The sequence below is a fragment of the Actinoplanes sp. NPDC051346 genome, from assembly GCF_040682215.1.
In the GTDB taxonomy this organism is placed as follows: domain Bacteria; phylum Actinomycetota; class Actinomycetes; order Mycobacteriales; family Micromonosporaceae; genus Actinoplanes.
The window spans coordinates 21,787-46,123 of sequence record NZ_JBFBAJ010000027.1 but is presented as its reverse complement, the minus strand read 5'-3'; the positions used below and the strand labels follow the sequence as shown (position 1 = coordinate 46,123).

Genomic DNA, 24,337 nt, shown 5'->3' with positions numbered 1-24,337 from the left:
TCCGCCGACGCCGCCATCAAGCCCGCGCAAGAAATAGCCACTACGCCCGACAAGCCCTCACCAAGCCGTGATCACGATCCCCGGCTGGAGTACTAGCTCACCGACTTATGTCACTGCCTGTTGTACATCTCAAAACGCCACCTAGTAGTTGCGAATGTTCCCCTTCGGGACTTCGGCGCCACCAGCCCGCAGTACATTAGCGCAGTAGGTAACACAGCTTTGCGATTCAAGATCATAGGGCCCGAATGTGTGCCCCTCGGTCGCCCTCTGGCAAGCCTGGGCACGCCGTGCATTCGGCAAGCGAATCTTAACCGGGAAGACTGGACCACTCGAAAGCTCACCGCTGAATTCAGCACCCGTCGCGGACGTCCCTTCCGAACCAATCTGCTCCGTGTGGAGCGAAGTTCCATTGTGCTCGACCTTGATTGACGCTTGGGGCGGAGAGGCACCCCTGTCAAGGTAGACCGTCGCAACACCCTCATCACAGTTGTGGACCAAGATCGGGGTGTTGCCTGCGAGTACATAGTACGTGTGTGTCGAGTCGACGGTGAGGTCGTACATGAGCTTGGCGCCGGCGTAGGGCGGAGACACTGCCGAGATCGTGAGTGATCCACCAGTGGGTGTTCGGAGGCTTTCGTCGGTATGCAGTTGTGACGCGTTCACCCATGCCTGGCGGCTATTACTCCAGAAGGGGTGGTTCGCGGTCGTCTGGAGCAGCGAGGGCTGACTTGCGGTTGTCACCGTGACATCCGTGAAGACGGTGTCCAGGTTGATGTGGGTGGCGACGACCGCCCGTACCCTGGTTCTTCCGGTGACCGGGTCGGTGGCAAGGACCTTGTCCTTGGGTTTGACCTTCTCGATGGGCTTCTTGGTGCCGTCGGCCATCAACACCAGGGTGCCCGCGGCGAAACTGTGGCAACTGCTGGCCTTGAAGAATCTCTTGAGCCCATCGACCAGGTCACCGAGCAAACCCTTGGTGCGAGACACCAGGTTGGCGAACTTCTTCCACTTCCATGGCGCCCCGTAGCGGGCGGCCAGCTTACCGATGGCGCCGCCCACGACCGAGGACAGGACGTTGATGGCGGTGCTGACGCAACCGCCCATGTCGCCCTTGGTGAAGCAGTCCAGGGCGTCCGTGATGCCCAGCTCGTCGGCGACGATCTTGCCTAGTGCTTTCGCCGCGTCAAGGATTCTCTGCTTTGCCTGTGCGATGCGGGCTTGACGTTCCTTCTCCGCCGCCGCTGCGGCCGCCTCCGCACGCGCTTCCGGTGACGCCTTCGGGTTGTTGAACTCGTTGACGCCTGGGGTGCTCGGATCGTAATCCTTCGACGCGCCGCCGCGGCCGTCGTTGTGGCCGGGGACGTTGTGGTACTTGCCGGTTGTGTCGACGAAGTCGGCGCCCGGGCCGCAGGCGTCGTCGGAGCAGAGCTTGAGGCCGTCGGGGTCCGAGAAAGAGATCGGGTTGTTGTTCGCGTACGCGTACCCGTTCATCTGCTGCGGATCGTTCACGTCGATGATCGGGTCGATCGAGATGAACCGGCCCGTCACCGTGTCGTACTCGCGGGCCCCGATGTTCACCAGGCCCGTCGTGGAGTCCTGGTTGCCGCCGACGAAGCCCTTCTCCGTCGGCCACGCGCCCTGCACCGGCGGAGTCCCACGGGTCTCCCCGTATGGGGTCGTGCGCCGGTGGGTGATCGCTCCGGTGGCGTCCACCGTTGCGGTGCCGGTGCCGTGGTGGTCGTTGGCGACGTAGTGCAGGCCGTCCTTCTTACGGACCAGAGAGGCACCACCAGGCAGCGCGTAGTAGCGCGTCGGCTCGAGCGCCGGTGGCCATTTCAACAGTGAGACGCCCGGCTGGTCGGGACGATGCGTCTCTCGGTCCGACGTAGCGGGAACGGTTAATGATCGATTGCCTTGACGGGCCATTCGACGACTAGCGGGGCCACCGCGCGAGCAGCACGGTGCGCCACGAGGCACAGGTCCCGGGCTGGCAGACCGCCGGGCGGCCCCCCCAGTAGCTTCAGAGGGGCTGCACTGACATCTATGGCTGGAGTTGAGCGCGAACCTTGGCGAACTTGTCGCGGCGGTCCTTCAGCGCCATGAACCGGACAGAGCCAACGCTGCCTGGTTCCGCCCAAACGCAGACGGTCAGCACGAGGGGCGGGTTGTAGTCACGCGACACCCCGCAACTGCCCACTCCCCCCGCAGTACCGGGATCCGCCGGCCGGACATCCTCCTGCCCGAGCGAGCCGCTCTGAAGCTGCCGCAGCGTCCACGCCGGATTGACCACCCGACCGGCCGCTGCGCCGATCTCGATCACCTCTGAGTGATCAGGAGCGACATACGCCGCGGCCAAGGAGCCGCCCGTCGGACTGAGCACATCGCGTTTGAGGGCGGTCTCCTCGCTCTTCGGGATCTTGAGCCATTTGTCGTCCGTCGACCGGGGAACTCCGTTCATCTCGGCTGGAACCACGAATCGAACGACCGGCGCCACCGAGGCGCTGGGCTTGGTGGCCGGCGTCTCGGTGGGTGTGGACGGCGAGGTGCAACCAGCCAGGATGAGCGCACCGCCGAGTAGTGCCGCCAGACCGACCGGAGCGGCGACGGAGCGGTGCGCGGCAGAAGCAGACATGAGTTCCTTTCGATCGATGATCGGCCCCACTATAGCCGTCGGCATCGTCAGGTCCACATGGGAACGCAGAAACAACTTCCGGCATTGGCCGCAACGGGGCGTTCATCTGCTCGCCAATTCAGGACCACCATTCACCGTGTCGGGATTGCCGCGTCCCTACGCGCCGCGGTCCTTGACGTTCAGTTCAGGTTGGCCCCAGCTTCTCGGGGTCTGCGGTGTCACTGAGGGGATGCTCAAGTGGGCAATGACCTGTTCCAGGCGGTTCCAGCCTTGGGCGGGGTCTTCGCCGTAGCTGTGTAGGGCGTACCAGTACGCGTTGCGGGCCCCGGATCTGAGCCGGGTGGTGGCGAGCGCGCCGATGTTGCCCAGGTCCTTCTCGGTGCGTCCGGCGATTGCTTCGGGGCCGGCGAGGAGGGCCAGTGGGTGCTGAGTCCGGTCCAGTGGCTGGCGTGGGTGGTGTCCGTCTGTCCCGGGGCCTGTTGCACGAGAAGTTGCCGGATGTCGTAGGCGGCCGAGAGGTTGCGGGCGGTGTCGGTAAGTGCGTGGGCTTCGACGGGTTCCGTGTACACGACCGTGCAGCGGATCGTTTCGAGTACGGATTCGCCGGGCCGGCTGATCACCATGGCGGCCAGCGCTGGGGCGCCGTCGCCGACTGCGCACAGCCAGGTGCGCCGGGGTGCGCGTTCACGGCACAGGTCCGTGAGGGTGTGCCGGTCCCAGGGCTGGGTAGCGGGTTCCGCGGTGCCCCACCCGGCCGGTGGCCGTTCGGTGAGCTGGGTGAACAGCTCCTCCAGAGCGCCGCCGAGCAGGAGCCGCTCGGACACCGGGTGCCGGACCTGCAGGGTGATGGTGAGGTGCCAGGCCGGCGCCTGCGGCCCGTTGGTGAAGTGCGGGGCCAGGCCCGATGGATCCAACGGTACGAACGCTGCACCGTCCCAGCCGAGAGGGCGCCCGGACTGTCCATCCGGTGCGCGCCTCCGGTGTGGATACGACCCGGTACGGCCCTGGACCTGGGCTGCGGCAACGGCGATGACGCCCTCTGGCTCGCCCGGCGAGGCTGGCAGGTCACCGCCGTGGACATCTCCCACACCGCCGTCGCACGGCTGCGAAATCGCGCCCGCGGGTGCGACAGGCGGGTCATCGCCGAGCAACACGACCTGGCCCGAAGCTTCCCGGCCGGCGCATACGACCTCATCTCCGCGCAGTACCTCCACACCCCGTTCACCCTCGACCGCGCGAACGTGTTGCGCACCGCCGCACACGCACTCGCCCCAGGCGGCCTGCTCCTGATCGTCGACCACGGCTCTACCGCGCCCTGATCATGGACTCAAGACCCCCACATCCACTACCCCACACCGCACGAGATCGCCGCCGAACTCGGCCTCGACACCGAACAGTGGCCCGTGATACGCGCCGACCTGCCCCACCGGCAGGCCACCGGACCCGGCGGCCAAAGCGCCGCAGTCACCGACAACGTCCTGCTCATCCAGCGCCGCGACAGGAACAACTGATGCCACCCACCCTCAACCGCAAGGACACCGGACCGGCGTGGACCGCCCCCGACGAGAAGGCCACCCTCGTGGATTCCTCGACTACCTGCGCACCGCGATCACGGACAAGGTCGCCGACGTGCCAGAGCCGGCGATCCGCACCGCCGGCGTACCAAGCGGCACCAACCTTCTCGGGCTGATCAAACACTTGACCGCCGTCGAACGGTTCTACTTCCTCGAAGAACCAATCACCAACATGCGCCGCACCCTCCGGCCCACCCGCGGCGAGACTGCCGACCGACTGCTCACCGAATACCGGCAGACCACGACCCAGTCGAACAACGTCATTCAGACATGGACCGACCTGGCCATGCCCGCACCGAGGCCGCCGGGCCGAGCACTGGCCCCGTCACGGCGATGGGTGCTGGTGCACATGATCGAGGAAACCGGCCTGCATGCCGGACACGCCGACATCCTCCGCGAGCAGATCGACGGCTCCACCGGCCGCTGACCCCCTGTCTCAGACGACCGAGTACTACCCCGGCATGCCCCCTCAATCCTTCGAGAAAGCCACGACATGTTGACCTATGACGCGACCGCAACCTCGACCGCACCTCCCGCCGTCGTATGGCGCCTGCTCGCCGACGCGCGCACCTGGCCCACCTGGTCGGCCGTCGACAGCCTCGTCACCGACCGCTCCAGCGGCCTCGGCCCCGACGGTCAGGACCTGGTCGGCGCGGTACGTGCGTTTCGCACCGGCAGGACAGTGACCGGAGAAAGGCTGACCGGACTGATCGAGCAGAAGCAACTGACCTACGAGGACGCCTTCAACCCGACCATCCGCGACTACCGCGCGGTTGTCGACCTCCTACCCACGCCCGACGGCGGCACCACCATCCACTGACACGGCAGCTACCGCGCCCGCTGAGGCCTGGGCTGGTTGATGAAGCGCTTCATGCCGCGAGTCATGCAGCAGATGGCCGACGGCCTCGCCCGCCACGCGGCGACACCTCCCAACCGGCCAACCAAGTGACCTTGATCGCTGTACCCGGGCGAGAGCGTGGGATCGAAATCAGGGCGCGGTGACTCACTCAGTCCGGCCCCATTGCTCGAGCCGGCCGAGGACCGGTCACTATTTAGCGACCGGCCCTCGGCGATCGGTACGGCTGAAACCCTGAGTACTGCCGTCGCCGTCGCCTACACGGCTGGCATCCAAGTCCTGGGCACGACGGCTTCGCCCAGCGCCGGTCAGGAGGGAGACGTGTACGGACGCTCGGGCATGTTGTTGAACCGTTCGAACAGAGCGACAACGGTCTTGGCGTGTAGCTTGCCCGGGTTGCCCATCAGGCCGACGTAGTCGCTGTCCTGGTAGAGGACATCCAGGATGGCTTCCCAGTCGTAGTCGGCGCTCGACTCTGGCAGCTGCTTCAACTCGTCGTCAAAGACGCCGAGTTCGAGGTCGACCTGGGCCCGGTCGGTCATCAGGTGCAGGGCGATCTCCTCGGCCATGGTGCGGGGGTGGGGTTCTACGCCATGGGCAAGATCGGCGGCGAGGTCGAGGAACGCGCTACGGAACCCGTCGACCGCGACCGCGGACAGGTGCGAGAAGAACGGTGGGAAGGCATCCCAGCCGTCCGGGTCCTCCACGGCCATGCGGATCTCATCGCTGAGGATGTCCCCTGCGGCGTGCAGCAGCAGCGCGGTCCGCGGCGTGATCACCGGTGCTATGCAGGTGCCACACCCGTCGGTGTCGCATGCCGGGCAGTCGAGACAATCGTCGCCGCAGGCGGTGCAGGTGCCGCACCCGCCTTCTGGACAGCCGGTGATCAGGAAGCTGGCGAACCCGGCAGTCTCCCGGCGTCGCAGATCCAGGGTCAGCGCGTACGGGTTGCTTTCGAGGACATCGAGGATGGCGGTGACCGATGCACGCACCGGTCCCGGTTCGGCGTCAAGCGCCGCGACCAAGCGCTCACGTGTGCCCTCGGGCGGGTATCCAGCGGCTAGCAGGTTCAACAGGTCGGTGACAGTGTTGGCGCGCTGAGCGGTCGGGAACGTGGCTAGAGCCTGCACCGTCTCGCCGTCGCCGTGGTCGACCACAGCGAAGACCCGGTGCGTGCTCGAGGTGTGCTGCGGCAGGAAGCCGCGATAAAGCGTGCTCATAGGAAGTCCTTAGGACAAGCGCGGCGTGCCCTACGTCGGCGACAGCCCCGCCAGTGAAAAGAGGGATGTGTCAGGGCTGCACATCGCGGTACGTCCACGACGCCGATGGCCGGTAGAAGATCTTGAGGCTGCCTGCCGGGGTCCAACCCCAGCCGCGTAACCGAGGTTCCTTCCTACCAGACCCAACCCCTACACGACAAGCGTGCTCCTCGCCGATGGCCGCCTCGTGGGTGTCACACCCACACCCGCCACCGCGGGAGAAGCATGATGGCCTTGCTTAGCCGACGCTTCCTCGACGCCGGCGCTGGCGCCCAGCCGGCCCGACGGAGAAGCGGCGAAGACCGCAAGCAAGCGGCCCGGCAGCGGCTCAGGTCGGTCAGGCCGACACGTCAAACGCCGCCAGCCCACGGGCTCCACGAGATGCGCCAAGCGGGCTTCGTCGCTGGCGGCGGCCCGCCGCTTAGGGCACGACTGATGGCATCTGCGGCGGCACGGCTGTGCTCATCGCGCCGCAGGTCGTATTTCGCTTCGCAGAGGTGAGACGACCATGGCCGTGACATGCGCGATCAGTTCGAGTCGGCCGTCGGGTGGCGGCTTCGGGTAATGTCTGTCCATCACCGTGAGGCAGCGCCCGCCGGTGGTGCCCACGCGGCCTCGCTGTAGCGGGTCAATCGCAGATGACGTCCCCGAGTGGCGGTCCACATCACCGTCGCTTGCCGTGACGATCTACCGTTCGCGTCATGGTGATCGATACGCTCAGGCGCGGCTGGCCGGAGCAGATCCTGACCGGGCGGTACTCGTTCCGCACCCGTCGGCGCGACGGCTTCGCCGCGATGCTGGGCTCCGGGGTGGGGCTGCTCAGCGATGAGCTGATCGAGCCGGAGAAGGCCCGGCAGCTGCACGTTCGCGCAGGCGACAGGTCGGTCATGGTGGTGATGAAGGACCCGGGCCGCGCCTGGTCACCGGCACCGCCTGGCCCGAAAGCGTGCGGTATCGATCCGCCCGGGCCGTTGCTCACCCTGCTGCCGATCACCGGTACGCAGCACTCGTGGTTCGAGCCGCGCACCTGCGACGTGCTCGACAACCGGCTCGGCACAATCATCGGGCGGCTCGTGACCACGGGCGGCTTCGTTCGGCCCGCCCGTACGGTGATTCTCGACCCCTCCGGACGGGTCGCCGGGAACATGGTGGAGCCGGTCTTCTCGTTCGTGTGCCAGTGGCTCCAGATCGGCTTCGGCTGGGGGATGCGCCGGCTCACCTTCCGGGTCGAGGGCCGGCGGGTGGCGCACATCCGGCAGGTCTCGCGGCTGTGGGCCCGGGAGTTCCGGGTCGATGTGTCGCGTGCGGGCGGCAGCCTGGATCCGCGGCTGGTGCTGGCCTGCGGCGTCCAGCAGTTCGAGGGGTTGAGCACCTACTGAAAAATGACGGCCACCGCGGCCACCTTGAACCTGCAGACGCTGCGCTACTACGAGCGCGGCGGCCTCCTCGCCGAGCCAGACTGCGGCCTGGGCGGACACCTGGCCGCTCAAGCGCCGAGCCGACCTCGACGCTGCAGGAGCGGAAGCCAGCGGCGAGCTGTAGCGCCGCGAAGCGGAGAAGCAGCTTGGTAAGCCCAGCGCAGACTGACGTCAGGCGCGGTGGGGCAGATCGGCGAAGGCTACTCGCGTTCTGAGGGTCTCCTGGTCCTCGGGGCCGAGGACGCGTTGCAGGACCGGCAGCAGGTCGGTGAGCTGGTCGCGGGCGGCCGTCGGGTTCCCGGCCCGTCCGGTCCAGCGGGCGAGGTCGAAACGGGCGCTCAGGGTGTCGCGGTGTTCGGGGCCGAGGACGCGTTGCAGGACCGGTAGCAGGTCGGTGAGCTGGTCACGGGCGGCTGCCGGGTTTCCCGCCCATCCGGTCCAGTACGCGAGGTGAGCGCGGGCGTTCAGAGTCTTGCGATGTTCCGGGCCGAGGGCTTGTTGGAAGCGCGCTGGCAGGTCGGCGAATCGGTCGCGTGCCGCCGCCGGGTCGCCGACTCTGCCGGTCCAGTAGGCAAGGTCGGAGCGGGCGCTCAGGGTGTCGTGGTGTTCGGGACCGAGGGCACGTTGCAGGACCGGCAGCAGGTCGGTGAGCTGGTCGCGGGCAGTCGCCGTGTCCCCCGCCTTGCCGGTCCAGATGGCCAGCTGTTGTTCGGCGTGCAAGGTCAAGTTGTAAATCGGGCCCAGTGTTCGTCGCATCGACGGCAGCAGCGTCAGATATTGGTCGCGTGCCCTCGTGGCGTCGCCGGCCTCGCCGGTGAAGCGGGCGAGGCTGTGCCGGATGAACAGGGTGACGAAATGCTCGTCACCCAACGCCTTCAGGGCGAGAGGCAACAGCCCTGCGCACTGGTCCCGTGCGGCTACCGCGTCGCCGACCTGGCCGGTGAACCAGGCGAGATTCGATCGGTACAGCAGGGTGTCTTTGTGCTCTGGCCCCAGAACGCGCTCGACTGTCGGGATCAGTGCGGCGTACTGGTCGCGGGCAGAGGCCTCGTCACCGGCGCCACCGGTGAACGACGCCACGTCGGCACTGCTGTTGAGTACGTCAGGGTGTTCGTCGCCGAGGACCTGTACCGCAGTGGCGCGGATTGTCCTGCCCTCGGCTGCGGCGGCCGTGAACAGGCCGATGGATGCCCGGTATTCGGTCACCAGGCTCGCCGCCTGCGTGACGTTGCTGATCACCTCCTGGCGAGGGCCGGGAGCGGCGGCGGCCTGGGCCAGCACATGGATCGGATGGGGAGCGAAGAGCCGGAAGAAGGCCCAGTTCGCAGGGTCACCGTGGGCCCCGTGGCGGTCTGCCGCGCGGAAGAGCAGCTGTGCGGCGAGGTCGAAGACCGCCGGCGTCTGCCCTGCGGCGTGCAGGTGAAACAGGCTGGTGTCGCGGATCAACGGGTGCAGCCGCAGCGTGGCCGACGCCCCGGGCTCGGGCGGGCCGAGGTCGAGCAGGCCGAAGGTCTCGAGGCCGGCGAGCAGCGACGCGAGGCGGGTGGTGTTCAGCCCGGAGAACAACGGCGATGCCGCCATCGTGGACGCGTCCAGAATCGCCTGGTACGGAATGGGCGCGTCGGCCAGCACGGACAGCAGACGCAGCAGATTCCGTGCGTGCGGGAGACTCTTTCTGGTCTCCAGAAGAGTGAGCGACAGTTCCCAGGTGTGGGCGATGACCTCCCGTGCGTGGACATCGGTCAGTTGGCCGTCGGGGTCGGGGAACACGGCGGCGATTCCCTCGGCGTCTAGCGTGGCCCGGTAGCCGGCGAAGGTGGTGATCTGGCCTTCCAGCGCAGGTCTACGGTGGGCGTCGGCGAGGTAGCGGCCGGCGAGGCGCAGCGCGAGGGGCAGTCCGCCGAGTCTGGTCGCGAGAGCGGCGGCCTGGTCGCGGGTGCCGCTGTCGGGCCCGGCGAGGTCGAGCAGGACCTGCGCGCCGTCGGCGGTGGAGAGCATCCCGACCGGGTGCAGCCGGCACCAGTCACCCCAGGTCTGCGCATCGCCGTTGCGACTGGTCACGATGATCGCGCCGCGACGCGTACCGACCGGACGGATCCAGCCGCGTTTCTGGGCGAGGCTATGCCCGTGGGGAGCGAGCAGGCTCAGGTCGTCGGCATTGTCGATAATCAGTAGCCACCGTCGCGAGTATGCCTCGAGATGCCGCCACAGCACGTCGGGCGCCCTGGCCCATCCGTCGGTGAGTTCGTACCTACTCGCCCCGAGGCTGTCGGCGAGTTGTCGCATCCCAGCGTCCAGATCGGCCTGCTCGGCGGCGGACACGAACCAGACCAGGATCCCGCGCCGGCGCAGGACGCCACCGACATGCCTGGCGATGGTGGTCTTTCCGACCCCTCCCATGCCATGCAGCACCCGGACCCGGACCATGTTCCGCGCTTCCCGCTCGTACATGCCGGTGAGTTCGGTGATCAGGCTGGCCCTACCGCGGATCTGCTCGCCCACGGTCGCCTCGGGAACGTCCAGCGAGGTCATCCCCGCCGGCGGCGCAGGGACCGGACCCGATACCGACTCCAGGGCGCGGCGGCCTTGCCGGGACTGGACGGCCAGGCCGATCACTGCGATCAACAGCGTGACGACGGCGACCGGAAGGCTGTAGACGCCGCTGTACTGGTCGCGTTCCGACAGGCCGGCATCACGGTAGGAGTCCACGGCCGAGACCAGCCAGTTCCAGACCACCGCCAGGAGCCCGACACTGCCGAGCACGATCCACGGCCAGCGTCGGCGATGTCGCAACGGTCTTCGCACCGGCATCTCCCGCCATCAGCGTGGCCAGGCCGAGGCTGAACTCGCCGTAGGGCGGCACGTATTGCCGGAACACAACGAAGCGAAAGCCTCCCGCGTACCACCCGTCAGGTCAAGACCCGGCTACAGACAGCAACCTGACACCGGTAGTGCCTTGCGGTCGCCGGCCGTCAGTGTGATGAGACGTATCGGCTTAGGACAGACCTGTCGTCCACGCGCATGCCTGATCGGCTCGCGCATCTCGAACCTTCAGGCGCAGGGGCGGGGCACCGTGTGAAATCGGCGATCAACTACGGCTACGGCACCCCAACCTACGTGCTCACTTCGGACCCGTGCCGATGTGCTCCGGCGGACCTGACCTACACGATGGCGTGACGTCAGAGCAGATGATTGATGTGCGCGTCCGTTTTCGGCTCCGTCGCGTTGCCAGGTGTGGCAAGCACGGGATAGGGACCGAGCTTGCGGGTCAGAAACTCTCCACAGGCAGGAGGAGGCCAGCCATGTTCGAGAGAATCCTGCGGGCGCTCAGCGGCACCTCGTCTGATCGCGTCAGCACCAAGACTCGGACGTCCTACCGGTGGCGCTGCTCGTGCGGCGCCCAATCTCGAAATGGCTGGAACATACCCTCGGACGCGGAGTATGCCACCCAACGGCACCAGTGGTCTGTGGGCGTTGGTCACCCGACGCCAGAGGTCTACTCGACCGGAGGAAGTCCCGGCGGACTGGCCGGACCTCGGGCGCTGAGCGTAAGCGCTTGGCATTGCGAGCCGGGCCAGGCCATGGTCAAACGTGACGCTCAAAACGGTCACTCCCCTTCCCTAGCTGCTCGAATTCCTGACGCACTGAGGGGATTCGATGCCCGCCGGGCGGGCCGGCGCTGCTGGTTGCGAGCCACAGTCATTCGGCAGGAGCGAAGCGATCGATGAGGTAGCGAGCAGCAGTTGTTAGCGCGTGGGCACGGAAATGCGCCTCACCAGCGGGCGACAGCCCCGGGTGTGAGCCGTTCGTCTGCACGATCTTCCACAGCCCACGGATGTAGGTGCCTCCGTCCTCGGCAGGCAGGGCGCCGTGGTCGATCAAGAAGCTGATCGCCCTGCCACCCGATCCCTGGCTGAGACGTGTGAAGCCTCGTTGAACGGCGAGGTGGGCGACGACTTCTTCGAACATGGCGCGCAGTTGGGCGTTGGCCGCCTCAAGCCGCCCGTCGGTCAAGCTGTCCACAGCTTGCCGGTAATGGTTGAGGGCGATGCTCATCCCGAGGCGATGGAAGTCCTGTTCGAGTGCGGATACCGCTTCCCCCATAGGGACGGCAGGCTCATCGAGCGGAAGCAGGCGAGCTTCGCCGTCTACGAAGCGAAGATCGAAGCCGGCTGATCGAGTTGCCTCACGCAGCCGACTGAACTGATCTTCGTCACAGCGTTCCGCGACCAGGGTGATGAAGCCCATCATGCCCTTGGCGACGTCCGAGTCCTTGCTGGCGGCCAGGACCGCAGCTCCGAGGGTGCTAGCGATCAACTCTGTCTTGGCGTAGCGCTGAGAGCCGGAGCGCGGCGGCGGCTGGAAGCGCTGCAGCCCGCAGCGCAGAAACCGCAACTCCAGCTCAGAACTGGTGAACACCGACGCGTACTCGCCGGCCATGCCGGCGGCTCGAGCCAACGCGAATTCCACAAGGCTGATGCTCTCATAACCCCCACTCGGCCGAGAGGATCGACGATCAGGCCGACGCGTAGCCTTTTCGCGCGCCGGCTGTGCAGATCCCGTGTTCGCCAGGGATGCACCTCGCGGTGGCGTCCCCGGCTTCGCGGTGACCACGTGCCGACACGCGATCATCCGAGGAGCGACTCAGCTCCATTGTCGACATAAGGTCGGGCGTTTCCGCAGGTAGACAGGGTTGTCGACTGCGCAGACCGAGATGAGGGAACGGATTAAAGTCCTCAGCTCTGCCATCGAGCCCGCCTCGGGAGGCGAGAGGCAGCATATCGGACGTGACGTCCGGTGGCGCCTGGTGGCGTCCGTCTACGTCCGCCCTGGTCCGGGCGCTGGGACGGCCGCATTAGCTGCATAGTTCCGTCGTTAGTCCGGCTGGGTCCGGTGGAGGTACGGAACATCCGAGCGACCACGGAGCAACCGCGCGGATCGTGAACGCAGACTGACCGGGCGCCCCGCCCGGCACGGGGGGACCGGGCGGGACGGGGTCCGAGCGTAGTTCATCGCACGATAGAGATGCGATCGCGTCCTGCGGTCACAGCGGGCGCTCAGTGGCCGAAGGATCACGGCGCATGAGTTCGCAGAGGGTTCGTTTTGTGTCCACGCCAGGGAATGAGTTGATCGGCAGATCACTGTGACTCCCGACAGGCACAGTGTCCATATGGGAGCAAGGGATCTCTCGTCGAGGGGTTGGCGGTAGGCTATCGCGGGCCACGAGGAGGTATGTGCGGATGACCCGCTATGCAGTCGACGAGACCCGAAACGCGTTGATCGCCACCTGGGACACCGGGCACGGCGCGGTCGCCGTCACCGTGGCTGACCTGCCCGCAGCCCTGCCTTCGCGGAAGCGGATGGCGCTCGCGACGGAGCTATCCGGGTTGTCGAAGGCGCTGTGGCGCTGCTACACCCACCCCGCCAGCGCCGCTGGCAGCGCGGAGGTCAACACCGAGGGCTGGCGGCGTCAGCAGACCCGCGACGGGTTCGCCGAGGTGGCCGATCACGTGCGTCGGCCGAACCTGCCGGACGACAACGGCACGATGAGCGTCTCGTACGACCCGGTCGAAGAGCGGGCGCACCGCATCGGGCGGGTCCTGCACGCCGCCGCCGACACCGACCTCAGCGCTGCGATCATCGGCGAGGTCGAGGCGGAGGTGGCCGCGGTCGAGCAGGCCGAGCTCGGCGACCTGTCCGGGCGCGCGATCCAGTGCGTGCAACTGACCCGCCAGGACGCCTCACCCGTGCAGGTCGCGGTCGCCGACGAGATCCTCGCCAAGGATCCGCTCGGCGGCGACGAGCTGTTCCTCGACCTCGACCCCACCGCAGCGTGCGTCGCCGCCGCGCACTGGCTCAAAGCGGCAGCCGACGTCGTCTCGGGCATGTCCGGTCGGCCGGCGCGAGGTCGTCATGGAGGCCGACAACATCGAGGCGATCCCGGTGACCACGCCGACGGACGTGCTGGAACTGCTTGACGACGAGAACCAGACCCCCACCGCGGTCATCACGTCGATGATCCGCGAGGCGATGGCCGTCGCGGACGGCACCGTGCCCGACCTCGACGGCCTGCGCGAGAAGCTCGACGACGCCGAGGAGCTTGCCGACGAGCACGGCAGCGACCCCGCCTCACGGGCGGCGCTGCGCACGGTCCGTCTGACCCCGCTCGACCCGCAGCGGCCCGCCCGCGACATGCTCGAAGACCTCGTCACCGGCATCCGGGGCTGCTGGCTGCTGTACCGCGAGTACGCCGACCGCTCGGACCTCGACGAGGACGCCGATGACCAGGCCTACGACGAGATGGATGACGAGATCGACACGGCGTTCTGCGACGACGTCCGCGCCGAAGCCGCCGCCCAGCGCCACCGCCTCGGCCTGGCCCCGGCACCCGACCGGACCGCCGACACGGCGCCAGGCCACACGACAGCAGACCACCACGACGATGACGACGAGGATGGAGTCCCATACACCTTCGACCTGGAGGCCGACGACATCTGCGAACAGATCACCGGCGCCGTCGTCGACACGCAGGAACCCGACCTGCCCCGACAGATCATCGAACAGATCCTGACGATCGAGGACGACGAAGCCGGCAGGGTCCTGGCGCAGATGATCGCCCGCGGGCTCGGCTACCTCGCCCACATGAAGGAAAGCCGCATGGCCACCGCCGAGTTCGACGCCGCCGTTAACTGGGTGGGCACCCAGTTCGGCGTCGACTACGCCGGCCCGGCAGCCATCATGGCAGGCGTGGCCGGGCACCGTGAGAGCCAACGGATTCTCGCGAAGCAGCTCGGAGTCAAGCACCCCACCATCGCGCAGCTTTCCGACTTCCTCGGCCCCGACCTGTTCCCCGCCACTATCTGGCTGTGCGCCGGGTTGGTCGAGACCGTCGGCGACGGCGCCGTCAGCTGGCTCCAGCAGTACCGCCCGAAATGGACCGCGTGACGCCACACGGGTACAAGGGGACTCCGTCGGATTGACCCTCCCCGGGGGAACAGGTCCCGGGCCACCGGCCGCGCACGGATCGGACCCGCCCCCGGACCCGCAGCAGCAGAGCGTCGCTGCGGGTCCGGGTCGGTAGCGCAGGGCCGGCACCGCACCGGGCGGCTTCACCCGCAGGTCAGGTCAGCGGGCGGTTCGTACCGACGCCGCTTCGTTCTTGCGCAGACGCTGGATCCATCCCTGCGCGGTGTACCGCGGGACGCCGTAATGGTCCGCGACCGCGCTCGCCGAGCCGGCCTTCTTGAACACCTTGGCCAGGTCGTCGGGAGTACGCCGGTACACCCGGCCCTTGCTCCCACTCGCGGTGCCTGCGGCAGCCTTCTTCGCCGCAGCCGCCGGGGCGGCCTTCCGGCGCCCCGCGGTGATGGCCTTCGCCGGCGCGACCGTCTCCCCTGCCGCGCCGGCGGTCGTCGCCGGTGACGCCGTCCGCCGCGCACGGGCCTTCTTGGCCGGGGCCGCCACCGGCTTTTCAGCCCGGCGCCGCCTGCCCGGTGTGGCAGGGGTTGTAGCCGGCGAGGAGGACTCGGCTGGCGTCGGCGCGGCTTCGAGCGCACGGGCGGGGGCGGGCGTGGCGATGGCGGCGGCGCGGCGGTCGGCCGGGGCCGTCTCGGACGGCGTCGGCGCAACAGCGGCAGGGTTGACGGCTTGCAGCAGCAGGCCGACGTCCACCGTGGGCATGTGCCCGCCCACCAGGCCGGCGTCCGCGTGCAAGTGCACGTCGGTGATCCGGACCTCGGTGCCGGAGGTGTCCACGATCAAGGTGGTGGTGGTTCCGCTATCGTCGTTCGGCGCGATCGTGATGGTGTACGAGGGCATGAAGGGCGTCCTTTGACAGTGCCAGTTACGAGGTCGATGCCACCTGGCCACAGCCCACAGACGACACTCAGGAACCCCCGCACCGGACATCTATGACGGTGACTCGAAGATGACGAGCGCAATGTACCGCAGCACGACTGCGGCCTTGGACAGCGCTCGATACGTCCATCAGCTCTGCATTGGCTGATGTTCGGCCGGCAGATTCAGCCGTGGAGGCGGTGGGTGAGGTTGGTGTGGCGGCGCCCGGCGCCGACGGTGCGCACGGCAGCGGCCAGGGCGCGGCGGGAGCCGACGAGGACGACGAGTTTCTTGGCGCGGGTAATCGCGGTGTAGAGCAGGTTGCGTTGCAGCATCATCCATGCGCTGGTGGTCAGCGGGATGACCACGGCGGGGTATTCGGAGCCTTGGGAGCGGTGGATGGTCATCGCGTAGGCGTGGGCGAGTTCGTCGAGCTCGTCGAAGTCGTAGTCGATGGATTCGTCTTCGTCGGTGCGTACGGTCAGACTCTGATCGTCGGTGGACAGGGCGGTGACGACGCCGACGGTGCCGTTGAACACCCCGGCCTGACCTTTGTCGTAGTTGTTGCGGATCTGGGTGACCTTGTCGCCGATGCGGAACACCCGTCCGCCGACCCGCCGTTCCGGCATCCCTTCCCGGCTTGGGGTGAGCTGTCGTTGCAGCAGGGTGTTCAAGGCGCCGGCGCCGGCGGGTCCGCGGTGCATCGGGGCGAGGACCTGCACATCGCGGCGCGGGTCCAGGCCGAAGCGGTTCGCGATGCGCTGACAGGCGACCTCCACCGTCAGGGCGGCGGTGGCTTCGGTGTCGTCGCAGGGGAACAGGAAGAAGTCGCGCATGCCCTGCAGGACCGGGGGCTTGCCGGCGTTGATGCGGTGGGCGTTGGTGACCACGCCGGAGTCCGCGGCTTGCCGGAACACCTGGGTGAGCCGCACCCGTGGGATCGTTTCGGCGGCGAGCAGGTCCCGCAGGACTTTGGGCAACCACGGATCGCTGCTGGCCGACCTTTCGGCGAGCTGCCAGGCAGCCCTCTTCGCGGAGGATCTGCACGCGGCGTGGATGATCGCCCTCTACCGCTGCGGCATGCAGTCCGACGCACTCCGGGTGTACCGGCGGATGCGCCGCAGGCTGGCCGAGGAGCTGGGCATCGACCCGGGTACGCGCCTGTCCGAGGTGCACCACGCGATCCTCAACAGCCAGGACCCGGCGCCGGCCGGACGAACCCTCGGGTCGGCGGCCCGGCTCGTGCCCCCACCGGCCACGGCCCGGCCGATCCCTCGCCAGCTCCCGGCGCCCACCCCCGACTTCGTCGGGCGGGCCACCGAGACGGCGCAGCTCTCCGCAGCCCTGACCGAGCACTCCCACGCCGTGGGGCTGGTGACCGGGCCGAGCGGCACCGGCAAGACCACGGTGGCCGCCGCAGTGGCCCGCACGGTCACCGAGCACTTTCCCGATGGCCAGCTGTGGGCCTCGCTCGACGCGTCCTCCGGGGCCCCGAAGCACGCGCATCAGGTCCTCGCCGCATTCCTGGACGCCCTCGGCGTGCCGGCCGGACAGCTGCCCAGCGGAACGCCCGAACGCGCCGCCCTCTACCGCAGCTTGCTGGCCGACCGCCGGGTCCTGGTCGTCCTCGACGACGTCGAAGACCCCGAACAGATCACCCCGCTGCTTCCCAACGCGTCCGGCAGCGCGGTACTGCTCAGCGCACGGGAGCACCCGGCGCTCGGCGTCACCGCCGCGGTCCGGCTGGAACCGCTGGCTCCCGCCGACTCCATTGCACTGATCACTTCGGTGATCGGAGCATCCCGGGCTCTCGCCGAGCCGTACGCGGTGCAGGCGCTTGCCGCCGCCTGCGGTCACCTCCCGCTCGCCCTGCGCACTGCGGCCACCCGGTTGGCCCGCCATCCGGACCTGACCGTGGCCTCGCTGGTGGCCCGGCCGGAGCGGTGCGCCCCACGGCCGGACCGCCCCGAGCCGGCGCCCCGATCACCCGGCTCCAGCAGAACCGAGAGCCGATCCGTCCACGATGCCGGCAGCCTTCTCGTACATCGTCTGGATGTGATCCGGTCGTCCGGCCTGGACCGCCAGGAAGCCACCGATGCCGAACAGCCCGCTCTTCTTCCGGGCGGCGAGCTTCTTTTCGAACTCCTCGCGGGGAACGCCCTCCGTGTAGACGAACTTCCTCGCGAGCGGGAGCGGGATCCGTACGTTCGCCGCAGGGTCGCGGACCGTTCCCGGGGGGTCCTCGCCTCTGGCGACCTGCTCGATCGCCTCCAGGTACCTGCGCCGCAGCAGCGTGATGCCCTTGTCGCTACGCCCCAGGCGCTCGGCGCTCCGATCGGTGACCGTGCCCTGGCCGATCCAGGCCGCGAAGTCCTGGTTACCGGTGTGCGAGGTGATGAGCCGGCCGCTCTCCGGTTCCGTGAGGGGGCCATACCAGTACGGCACCTCGTCCGACTCCGGCGCGCCGATCGTGACGTCGTCGGGGAGTACCGAGTATTGCCAGGTGATGTTGAGGGTTCGTTGGTCATCCATCGGCACACGGAACTCGACCGTGTTGCCCGAGGCGAGAATGTACGGCCACAGGCAGAGGATTCCGCCGTTGGCCGTGCTGCTGGACCGGGCGAACGCCCCCTCTGGCGCATTCTCGGTCTCGACCTCGCGTCCGTTGACGAAGCCGTGCTCGAACTCCAGGAAGTCGACCGCCGTGTGCCGGGGCGCATAGACGGGCGCTCCGGGATTGAGCCGCACCGCGTTGCCGTTCGAGTGCAGCCACTCGAAGTGGACCGGATCCATGCCGTTCTCGTGACACTGGAACCAGTTGCACGGTAGCTCGGTGAGGATCAGCTCGACGAAGCCGTGCTCCCAGCTAAAGGTCTCGAAGTTCGGCAACAGCGGCGCGGGCCCCGGACCCAGATACGCCCACACCAGCCCGCCGAGGGTCGCGGTCGGGTAGGACGTCACCCCGGCCTTGTCGCGGAAGCCGCCGGCCGACCCGGCTTCCTCGAACGGCTGCTCCACGCACCGTCCGTCGGAGTCGAACGCCCACCCGTGGTAAGCGCACCGCATGACGTCGCCGTCCACCCACCCCAGACTGAGATCTGTTCTCCGGTGCGGACAGACCCGGGAGATCAAACCGTGGCTCCCGTCCGGCTTCCGAAACAGGACCAAGTCCTCCCCCAGCAGCCTGACCGGCTTGACCTGCCGCTCACGAAGTTCCATGGCCGGGGCGATCGGATGCCAGTACCTGCGCAACATCTCGCCCATGGGTGTACCGGCACCCACCTGGGTCAGCATCCGATTCTTCTCAGGCGAGAGCACTCTGGAGCCTCCTTTGCATTCCAATACAGCGACCCGGAAGCCCACCCATCATTGGCAGGGTCCGACTCCCCTGCTTCCGCTTCTCTGCTCCATCTTCCGGAGCCGCGCTCTACTCCTGATCTACGTCGGCTCACCGCCGCCAGTACGGACGGATGTGGACCGTTGCAGTACCCACGAGGCATGGTTGCCGTACTGTGCGATTGATCGCATGCGATTAGGCCATTATTCGGAATCAATCGCCCTGCATCGGGCAGATCCCTCCCAAACCGGACGGTTTGATGTTCCGTCTTGGGGCCGGGTGTCGAGGTAGCGCTCGAATATCAACTGCGTAGCGCCTGAATATTCATGGACGCTACTGTCGTGTCGCTCGTCAGGACGAGCTTTGCATTACGTCCGCCTATCGACTTGACCGCACGAACCAATGCATATCTGAACTGCATCTTGTTCACGCGTAGCTCAAATCGGTGGGCCTATCACGGGAGATGCGACATGAGGGCAGCACGATCTATGGTTCTTGCGGGGGCGATCACCGCAGCGGGAGTCTTCGGAATGGCCGCACCGGCCCAAGCGGCTCCTGACCGGAACTGCTACAGCGGCTATTTCTGCGTCTGGGCGGGCGCCAACTTCAGCACGTCCCACCCGATGTACCGCATCAGCTACGAGTACGGTTCCAACCACAACTGGGCCAGCTGGCTGCCGGAGATCTACCACGCAGACAGCGCGTGGCGGAACCTCCGCTCCGAGAAGTGGCTGGTCTGCGACTACGGCCTGGTGAACGACACCAAAACCATCGTGCTGTCCAGGGGGCAGGAGATCGGCTACAGCTCGTCCGCGAACGACCGCGGCGAGGGTAACGAGTTGTACACCGATAACCAATGCTGACCTTGTGGTCGGATGTTGTCTGGGTCAATCCCAGCCGCCGGCTCGGGTTCGATGCCGGTCTTGCCTAGCGGGCGAGCAGGGGTGATCATCCGCCTTCGGCGCTGATCGAACGCTGTGCCTCCATGCTGGGCAGGTGCGGCACCCAAGGCGGCAAGAGCGTGGCATCTTGCCCGCGAACGATAGACTTCCGCGGGCAAGATGCCCATCTTAGTAGGATAAGCGTAGGGAAGACTGGTAATAGTGATGGGGCGACGTCGAGCGCTGTGCGCGGCGGCAGCGGTATTGGTAGGTCTCAGTGGGTGCAGCGGTGAAGAGTCCTCTCCGGACACGAAAGCTGCCGCCGTGCGCGCGCAGATGGCATGGGATTCCGCTCAACAGCAATATGAAGAGGTTCAGGAGATCGAGCGCAGACTTGTTCGGCGCTGCCTGACCAAACAGGGCTTCGAAACCTTCCCTGAGGAAACCCTGCCGGCGAAGAATTCGGACGACGATCAGCGGTCGCTTTCGGATCCCGTCCAGGCCGCTCGTGCCGGGTATGGTTACGACCCCCGCCGGAAATCTCAGCAGGAGGTGGTCGACACCTCCGCATACGCGCGGATGCCGACTTCCTACAAGGCCAAGCTCACTCGTGCAGAGTTCGGGCCTGATTCCGAGAGGGTCACGTTCACCACCCCGGACGGCACCACCGTCGGCGTGCCTCGCGCCGGTTGCGTCGGTGAGATACGTACGAGCCTTTACGGCGACCTCAAGGAGTACCTCCGCCTTTCTTTCACGGCGGATAATCTCGTCCGGATCGAAGGGTCCGACGACATCGAAAAGGACCCGAAAGTCGTAGCCCTTCTCGATCCATGGCGAGAATGCGTCAAGAACGCGGGCTACCCTGGAATGCAGTACCCACGGGACATGCGGGACAAAGCTCGCGACCTCTACAAGGGCATCGCCCGCGAAGACGACAAGGCGCTAGACGCCGCAGTCGCTAGCGAGATCAAAATAGCGACGACCGAGGCGACGTGCACCAAGTCCGTCGGCCTCAGCGAGGCTGTCGCGGCCGCGAAGGCCGCCGGCTCGGTAAAGTCTCTGGCCAAGTACGAGACCGACATGGTCGCGTGGAACGAGCTGGCCCGCAAGGCGCTGGTCAAGGCTCAGGAGATGTTGAAGGTATGACAGGCAGGCGCCGGCGGGCAGTCGTCGCCACGGCGATAGCGGTTGCCGTCGTCGCGGCGACGCTGTCCATGTGGCTTGTCGCGTCTCGCGCGCGGACACCGGCACAGCGGGCGGCGGAGGCGGCACCGCCTTCGCCGTCCGATCTGACCGCCGTCGTGGAGGAGGGGCCACTCTCCGATGCGTTCGCCCTCGACGGCAAGCTGACCCGCCGGTCACGGGCCTCCATTGTGGGCGCCGCCGTCGCCGAGGGGCGGTCCGTCGTCACGGATCTGCCGGTGAAGCGCGGCAGCCGGGTGGAGAACCGCGATCTGGTCGCGGTGGTATCCGGGCGGCCGCTCATCGCGCTGGAGGGGAAGTTCGCCAGCTACCGTGACCTTCACCTGGGTGACGAAGGGCCCGACGTCCGCCAACTGCGGCTGGCCCTCGGCCTTTGGGACGACGACACCTACGATCGCGAAACCGCCGCGAGCGTGGCGCGTCTCTACAAGAATGTCGGCTATCCGGCGCCCACCGCCACGCCGGCCGGTAACGCGGACCCGGCTCCCGCGACGTCAGCCCGCGCCAGGTCCGAATCCGCGACGACCACTGCCCAGAAGACCACTACCCCGGTACGCGGCGCGCTGCTTCCGATGAACGAGGTCGCGTTTCTGTCCACGCTGCCGGCGACCGTGGTGGAGGTGACCGCCTCGATCGGCGACAAGGGCGACCAGCCCCTGCTCACCGTGGCGTCAGGTGGGTGGCAGGTGGTGGCGTCCGTGACCGAGGAGGAGCGCGCGGAGCTGCGGGACCTGCCGGCCGGCACCGCCATGAAGATCAGTGAGGGTCCGGCCGAGGGAAAGAAGGTCACCCTCGCCGGAGTCAAGACGACCAAGTCCACCACGCAGGACGAAACGAGTTACGAGGCGACGTTCACGATCGCGGCCGGCTTGGGGGGCGGCCTGACCGAGGGCGCTCCGATGTCGGTGCGGGTCGTCCGGCGGGAGAGCCCGCCCGAGGCAGTGGTCGTCCCGGTGTCGGCCCTGTGGACCAAGCCGGGTGGCCAGACCGAGGTTCGCATCTGGTCGGCCGGTGCCGGTGCGACGGTTCCGGTGGCGGTCCTGTTTGTCATCGACGGGCGGGCCGCGGTGACCGGCTCGGCCGAGCTAGCGGCCGGCGTACGGGTAGCCGTCGGATCTCGGAACGGCGGCCCCATTGGGTGATGCGGTCGTGCAACTGGTGGACGTCACCAAGACTTTCCCGGGACCCGTGGCAGTGTCGGCGCTGCGCGGCGTCGACCTTGAGATCCAGCGTGGCGAAATGACGGCCATCGTCGGACCATCGGGTGCCGGGAAATCGACTCTCCTCAACATTCTCGGGTTGCTTGACGTGCCGACGTCCGGCCGCTATCTGCTCGATGACACTGACACATCGCAGCTCGGCGAGCGGGAACTGACGTCCCTGCGCGCTGTCACGCTCGGATTCGTCTTCCAGGCTTTCCACCTGGTTCCGCACCTGAATTGCGTAGGGAACGTGATGCTGCCGCTGGCACATCAGGGTTGGCCGCGCCGTGAGCGAACCCGGCTCGCGACGAACGCTCTCCTCCAGGTCGGGCTGGGTCATCGGCTCGACGCCCGGCCGGCGACGCTGTCGGGGGGCGAACGGCAGCGGGTCGCGGTGGCTCGGGCCATTGTGCACTCACCCGCGGTGATCTTGTGCGATGAACCGACCGGAAACCTCGATCGGGAGAACTCGGTACATGTCATGGACCTGCTCCGGCGGTTGGTGACCCCGGAACGGTCGCTGATCGTGGTGACTCACGACGACACCGTGTCGGCGCGCGCCGACCGCGTGGTGAAGGTGGTCGACGGTGTCGTCTGCTGACCTATCAAAGCCCCGCCGCGCCACCACCCCGGCCAGGGATGTCGTCGTCCAGGCCGTGCAGGCCATGGGCGGGCGTAGCGGGCGCGCCGCACTCACCGCGCTGGGCATCGCGTTCGGCATCTGCGCGGCCGTCGCCACCCTGGGAATCACCGCCAGTGCCTCGCAAGCGGTCACCGCCAAGTTCGACGAATTTACGGCCACCGAAGTGAAGGTGAAATACCCGACGCCCGACGCAGGCCGACACCTTCCCGGCCCCGAGGTTACCCAGCGCCTGCGGGTGACTGAACTGAACGGCGTACGGGACGCGGGCCTCATGGCCAGGGCCGACGGGCACCCCTCGATCTCGAATATCCGTCACGACGACGCGCCGTGGACCGAGGCGACGGTGTTGGCAGCTCAGGAAGGCGGCCTGACGGCCGCCGGCGCAACGCTGCTCGCAGGGCGCATGTTCGACGCCGGCCACGAGAGCCGGCATGACCGGGTTGCGCTTGTCGACTCGGTGGCCGCCGGCCGGCTCTTCGGCGGGGCGGAATCGGGGCTCGGGGCCATGGTGTTCGTCGCCGACGTCCCTTACGCCGTTCTGGGTGTCTATCAGGCGCCACCCGGCAATGCGGGCATGACCGGTGCGGTGGTTCTGCCGTACTGGCCCGCTGCCACAACCACGCCGTCCGCCCTGCGGTTCCCCGACTCCGAAATGATCGTCAGAACTCAGCTCGGGGCAGCAGACCAGGTGGCACGTGAGGTGCCGTACGCGATCGCCCCCGAGGCGCCGGACGACCTCGCTGTGCTGGTGCCGCCGGACCTGCGCTCGCTGCGGGCCGGCGTCAAAAAGGAGACGCAAGCACTGTTTCTCGGTCTCGCGCTCGTCTCGTTGGTGATCGGCGCGCTGGGCGTCAGCAACGTCTCCTATGTGTCTGTGCTCGAACGTCGATCCGAGATCGGCCTTCGCCGTGCCGTGGGCGCCTCCCGCCGTGCCGTCGCCGCGCAGTTCTGCTTGGAAACCGCTGGGCTTGGGCTGATCGGCGGTGTGGTGGGAACCATCGCAGGCGTGCATGTCACTGCGGCAACCAGCCTGGCGAAATCCTGGCTGGTCATCCTCGATCCGATGGTGATCGGCGGCGGCCCGGCGGTGGGCATGGTCACTGGGCTGGTGGCTGGCGTCTACCCCGCGATCGCGGCGGCCCGAGTGCAGCCAGCCGATGCCCTACGCTCCTGAAAACGCGGGCCTTCCGGACTTGAGTTCACGCGGCTCCTCGACCGAACCGACAGGTGGACCGTTATATCCGCGTCCGCTGCGGAGTCCGCCCAGTCAGCGCCATATTGATGCCATGTCCGCAACCATGGGCGAGCTCCGCCAGCCGTAGTTCGGTGACGACTCGCTGCACGTGAGTAGCCACCTCCCACGCCCCTCCTTCAGCGATGAAGTCGGCGGGCGACCAGCGCAAGCCTCCGGCTCGGTGTCGTCCCGTCGGCGCCGACACGCCATGTGAGCACCACCCGACGGACTGTCCAAGCATCGGCGCGTCCCGCAACCCCGA

At 67.6% G+C, this 24,337-nt stretch carries 17 protein-coding genes and 4 pseudogenes; 12 read left to right on the top strand and 9 right to left on the bottom strand.

What is annotated here, in order from left to right; all coding sequences use genetic code 11:
• Positions 1–480: 480 nt before the first annotated feature.
• From AB0M36_RS37005 to AB0M36_RS36995, 3 genes and pseudogenes are all read right to left on the bottom strand, one after another.
• A pseudogene (locus tag AB0M36_RS37005) lies at positions 481–1,812 on the bottom strand (RHS repeat-associated core domain-containing protein); the annotation flags it as partial.
• Between the two features lie 229 nt (positions 1,813–2,041).
• Positions 2,042–2,689, bottom strand: a complete 648-nt coding sequence (locus AB0M36_RS37000) for a hypothetical protein (RefSeq protein ID WP_364167286.1) — start codon at positions 2,687–2,689, stop codon at positions 2,042–2,044.
• Between the two features lie 176 nt (positions 2,690–2,865).
• Positions 2,866–3,720, bottom strand: a complete 855-nt coding sequence (locus AB0M36_RS36995) for a DUF6177 family protein (RefSeq protein ID WP_364167283.1) — start codon at positions 3,718–3,720, stop codon at positions 2,866–2,868.
• Here AB0M36_RS36995 and AB0M36_RS36990 point away from each other — a divergent pair.
• The 3 genes and pseudogenes from AB0M36_RS36990 to AB0M36_RS36980 all read left to right on the top strand — a co-directional run.
• A pseudogene (locus AB0M36_RS36990) lies at positions 3,625–4,143 on the top strand (class I SAM-dependent methyltransferase); the annotation flags it as partial. The gene AB0M36_RS36995 and the pseudogene AB0M36_RS36990 sit on opposite strands and share 96 nt — an antisense overlap.
• Before the next feature lie 37 nt (positions 4,144–4,180).
• Positions 4,181–4,633: a DinB family protein gene (locus tag AB0M36_RS36985; protein ID WP_364167281.1), complete on the top strand. Its 453-nt coding sequence runs from the start codon at positions 4,181–4,183 to the stop codon at positions 4,631–4,633.
• A 66-nt stretch (positions 4,634–4,699) separates the two neighbouring features.
• A complete protein-coding gene (locus AB0M36_RS36980) occupies positions 4,700–5,026 on the top strand; it encodes an SRPBCC family protein (RefSeq protein ID WP_364167279.1) in 327 nt (108 codons plus the stop codon).
• Between the two features lie 344 nt (positions 5,027–5,370).
• Here AB0M36_RS36980 and AB0M36_RS36975 read toward each other — a convergent pair whose 3' ends face one another.
• Entirely contained in the window at positions 5,371–6,282 is a 912-nt protein-coding gene (locus AB0M36_RS36975) for a hypothetical protein (RefSeq protein ID WP_364167277.1), read from the bottom strand.
• Between the two features lie 740 nt (positions 6,283–7,022).
• Here AB0M36_RS36975 and AB0M36_RS36970 point away from each other — a divergent pair.
• Entirely contained in the window at positions 7,023–7,700 is a 678-nt protein-coding gene (locus tag AB0M36_RS36970) for a hypothetical protein (RefSeq protein WP_364167275.1), read from the top strand.
• A 210-nt stretch (positions 7,701–7,910) separates the two neighbouring features.
• Here AB0M36_RS36970 and AB0M36_RS36965 read toward each other — a convergent pair whose 3' ends face one another.
• Together AB0M36_RS36965 and AB0M36_RS36960 are read right to left on the bottom strand one after the other, a co-directional pair.
• On the bottom strand, positions 7,911–10,544 hold the full coding sequence (locus AB0M36_RS36965; RefSeq protein ID WP_364167273.1) for a tetratricopeptide repeat protein: 2,634 nt from the start codon (positions 10,542–10,544) through the stop codon (positions 7,911–7,913).
• 894 nt (positions 10,545–11,438) lie between these two features.
• A complete protein-coding gene (locus AB0M36_RS36960; protein ID WP_364167271.1) occupies positions 11,439–12,209 on the bottom strand; it encodes a hypothetical protein in 771 nt (256 codons plus the stop codon).
• Positions 12,210–12,979: 770 nt separating this feature from the next.
• Here AB0M36_RS36960 and AB0M36_RS36955 point away from each other — a divergent pair.
• Both AB0M36_RS36955 and AB0M36_RS36950 read left to right on the top strand, forming a co-directional pair.
• On the top strand, positions 12,980–13,717 hold the full coding sequence (locus AB0M36_RS36955) for a hypothetical protein (RefSeq protein WP_364167270.1): 738 nt from the start codon (positions 12,980–12,982) through the stop codon (positions 13,715–13,717).
• Positions 13,653–14,684 (top strand): hypothetical protein, encoded by a 1,032-nt coding sequence (locus tag AB0M36_RS36950; RefSeq protein ID WP_364167268.1) that lies wholly within the window; start codon positions 13,653–13,655, stop codon positions 14,682–14,684. Before AB0M36_RS36955 ends, AB0M36_RS36950 begins: the two co-directional genes overlap by 65 nt.
• Before the next feature lie 180 nt (positions 14,685–14,864).
• On the opposite strand, the gene AB0M36_RS36945 is transcribed toward AB0M36_RS36950, so the two are convergent.
• Complete coding sequence (locus AB0M36_RS36945; RefSeq protein ID WP_364167266.1) at positions 14,865–15,557, bottom strand: hypothetical protein; 693 nt, start codon at positions 15,555–15,557, stop codon at positions 14,865–14,867.
• A 203-nt stretch (positions 15,558–15,760) separates the two neighbouring features.
• Positions 15,761–16,549 (bottom strand): annotated as a pseudogene (locus AB0M36_RS36940) (ATP-binding domain-containing protein); the annotation flags it as partial.
• On the opposite strand from AB0M36_RS36940, the pseudogene AB0M36_RS36935 reads away from it, so the two are divergent.
• A pseudogene (locus AB0M36_RS36935) lies at positions 16,443–17,456 on the top strand (BTAD domain-containing putative transcriptional regulator); the annotation flags it as partial. The pseudogenes AB0M36_RS36940 and AB0M36_RS36935 overlap by 107 nt on opposite strands.
• Before the next feature lie 102 nt (positions 17,457–17,558).
• On the opposite strand, the gene AB0M36_RS36930 reads toward AB0M36_RS36935, so the two are convergent.
• Positions 17,559–18,893 (bottom strand): Rieske 2Fe-2S domain-containing protein, encoded by a 1,335-nt coding sequence (locus AB0M36_RS36930; protein WP_364167264.1) that lies wholly within the window; start codon positions 18,891–18,893, stop codon positions 17,559–17,561.
• Positions 18,894–19,400: 507 nt separating this feature from the next.
• Here AB0M36_RS36930 and AB0M36_RS36925 point away from each other — a divergent pair.
• The 5 genes from AB0M36_RS36925 (at position 19,401) to AB0M36_RS36905 (ending at position 24,015) form a co-directional block, all read left to right on the top strand.
• Positions 19,401–19,775: a hypothetical protein gene (locus AB0M36_RS36925; RefSeq protein ID WP_364167263.1), complete on the top strand. Its 375-nt coding sequence runs from the start codon at positions 19,401–19,403 to the stop codon at positions 19,773–19,775.
• Between the two features lie 342 nt (positions 19,776–20,117).
• Entirely contained in the window at positions 20,118–20,939 is an 822-nt protein-coding gene (locus tag AB0M36_RS36920; RefSeq protein ID WP_364167261.1) for a hypothetical protein, read from the top strand.
• Positions 20,936–22,138: a hypothetical protein gene (locus AB0M36_RS36915; RefSeq protein WP_364167260.1), complete on the top strand. Its 1,203-nt coding sequence runs from the start codon at positions 20,936–20,938 to the stop codon at positions 22,136–22,138. The genes AB0M36_RS36920 and AB0M36_RS36915 overlap by 4 nt, the downstream gene beginning before the upstream one ends.
• 7 nt (positions 22,139–22,145) lie before the next feature.
• A complete protein-coding gene (locus AB0M36_RS36910) occupies positions 22,146–22,799 on the top strand; it encodes an ABC transporter ATP-binding protein (protein WP_364167258.1) in 654 nt (217 codons plus the stop codon).
• Positions 22,786–24,015: an ABC transporter permease gene (locus AB0M36_RS36905; protein ID WP_364167256.1), complete on the top strand. Its 1,230-nt coding sequence runs from the start codon at positions 22,786–22,788 to the stop codon at positions 24,013–24,015. The genes AB0M36_RS36910 and AB0M36_RS36905 overlap by 14 nt, the downstream gene beginning before the upstream one ends.
• Positions 24,016–24,337: the final 322 nt, after the last annotated feature.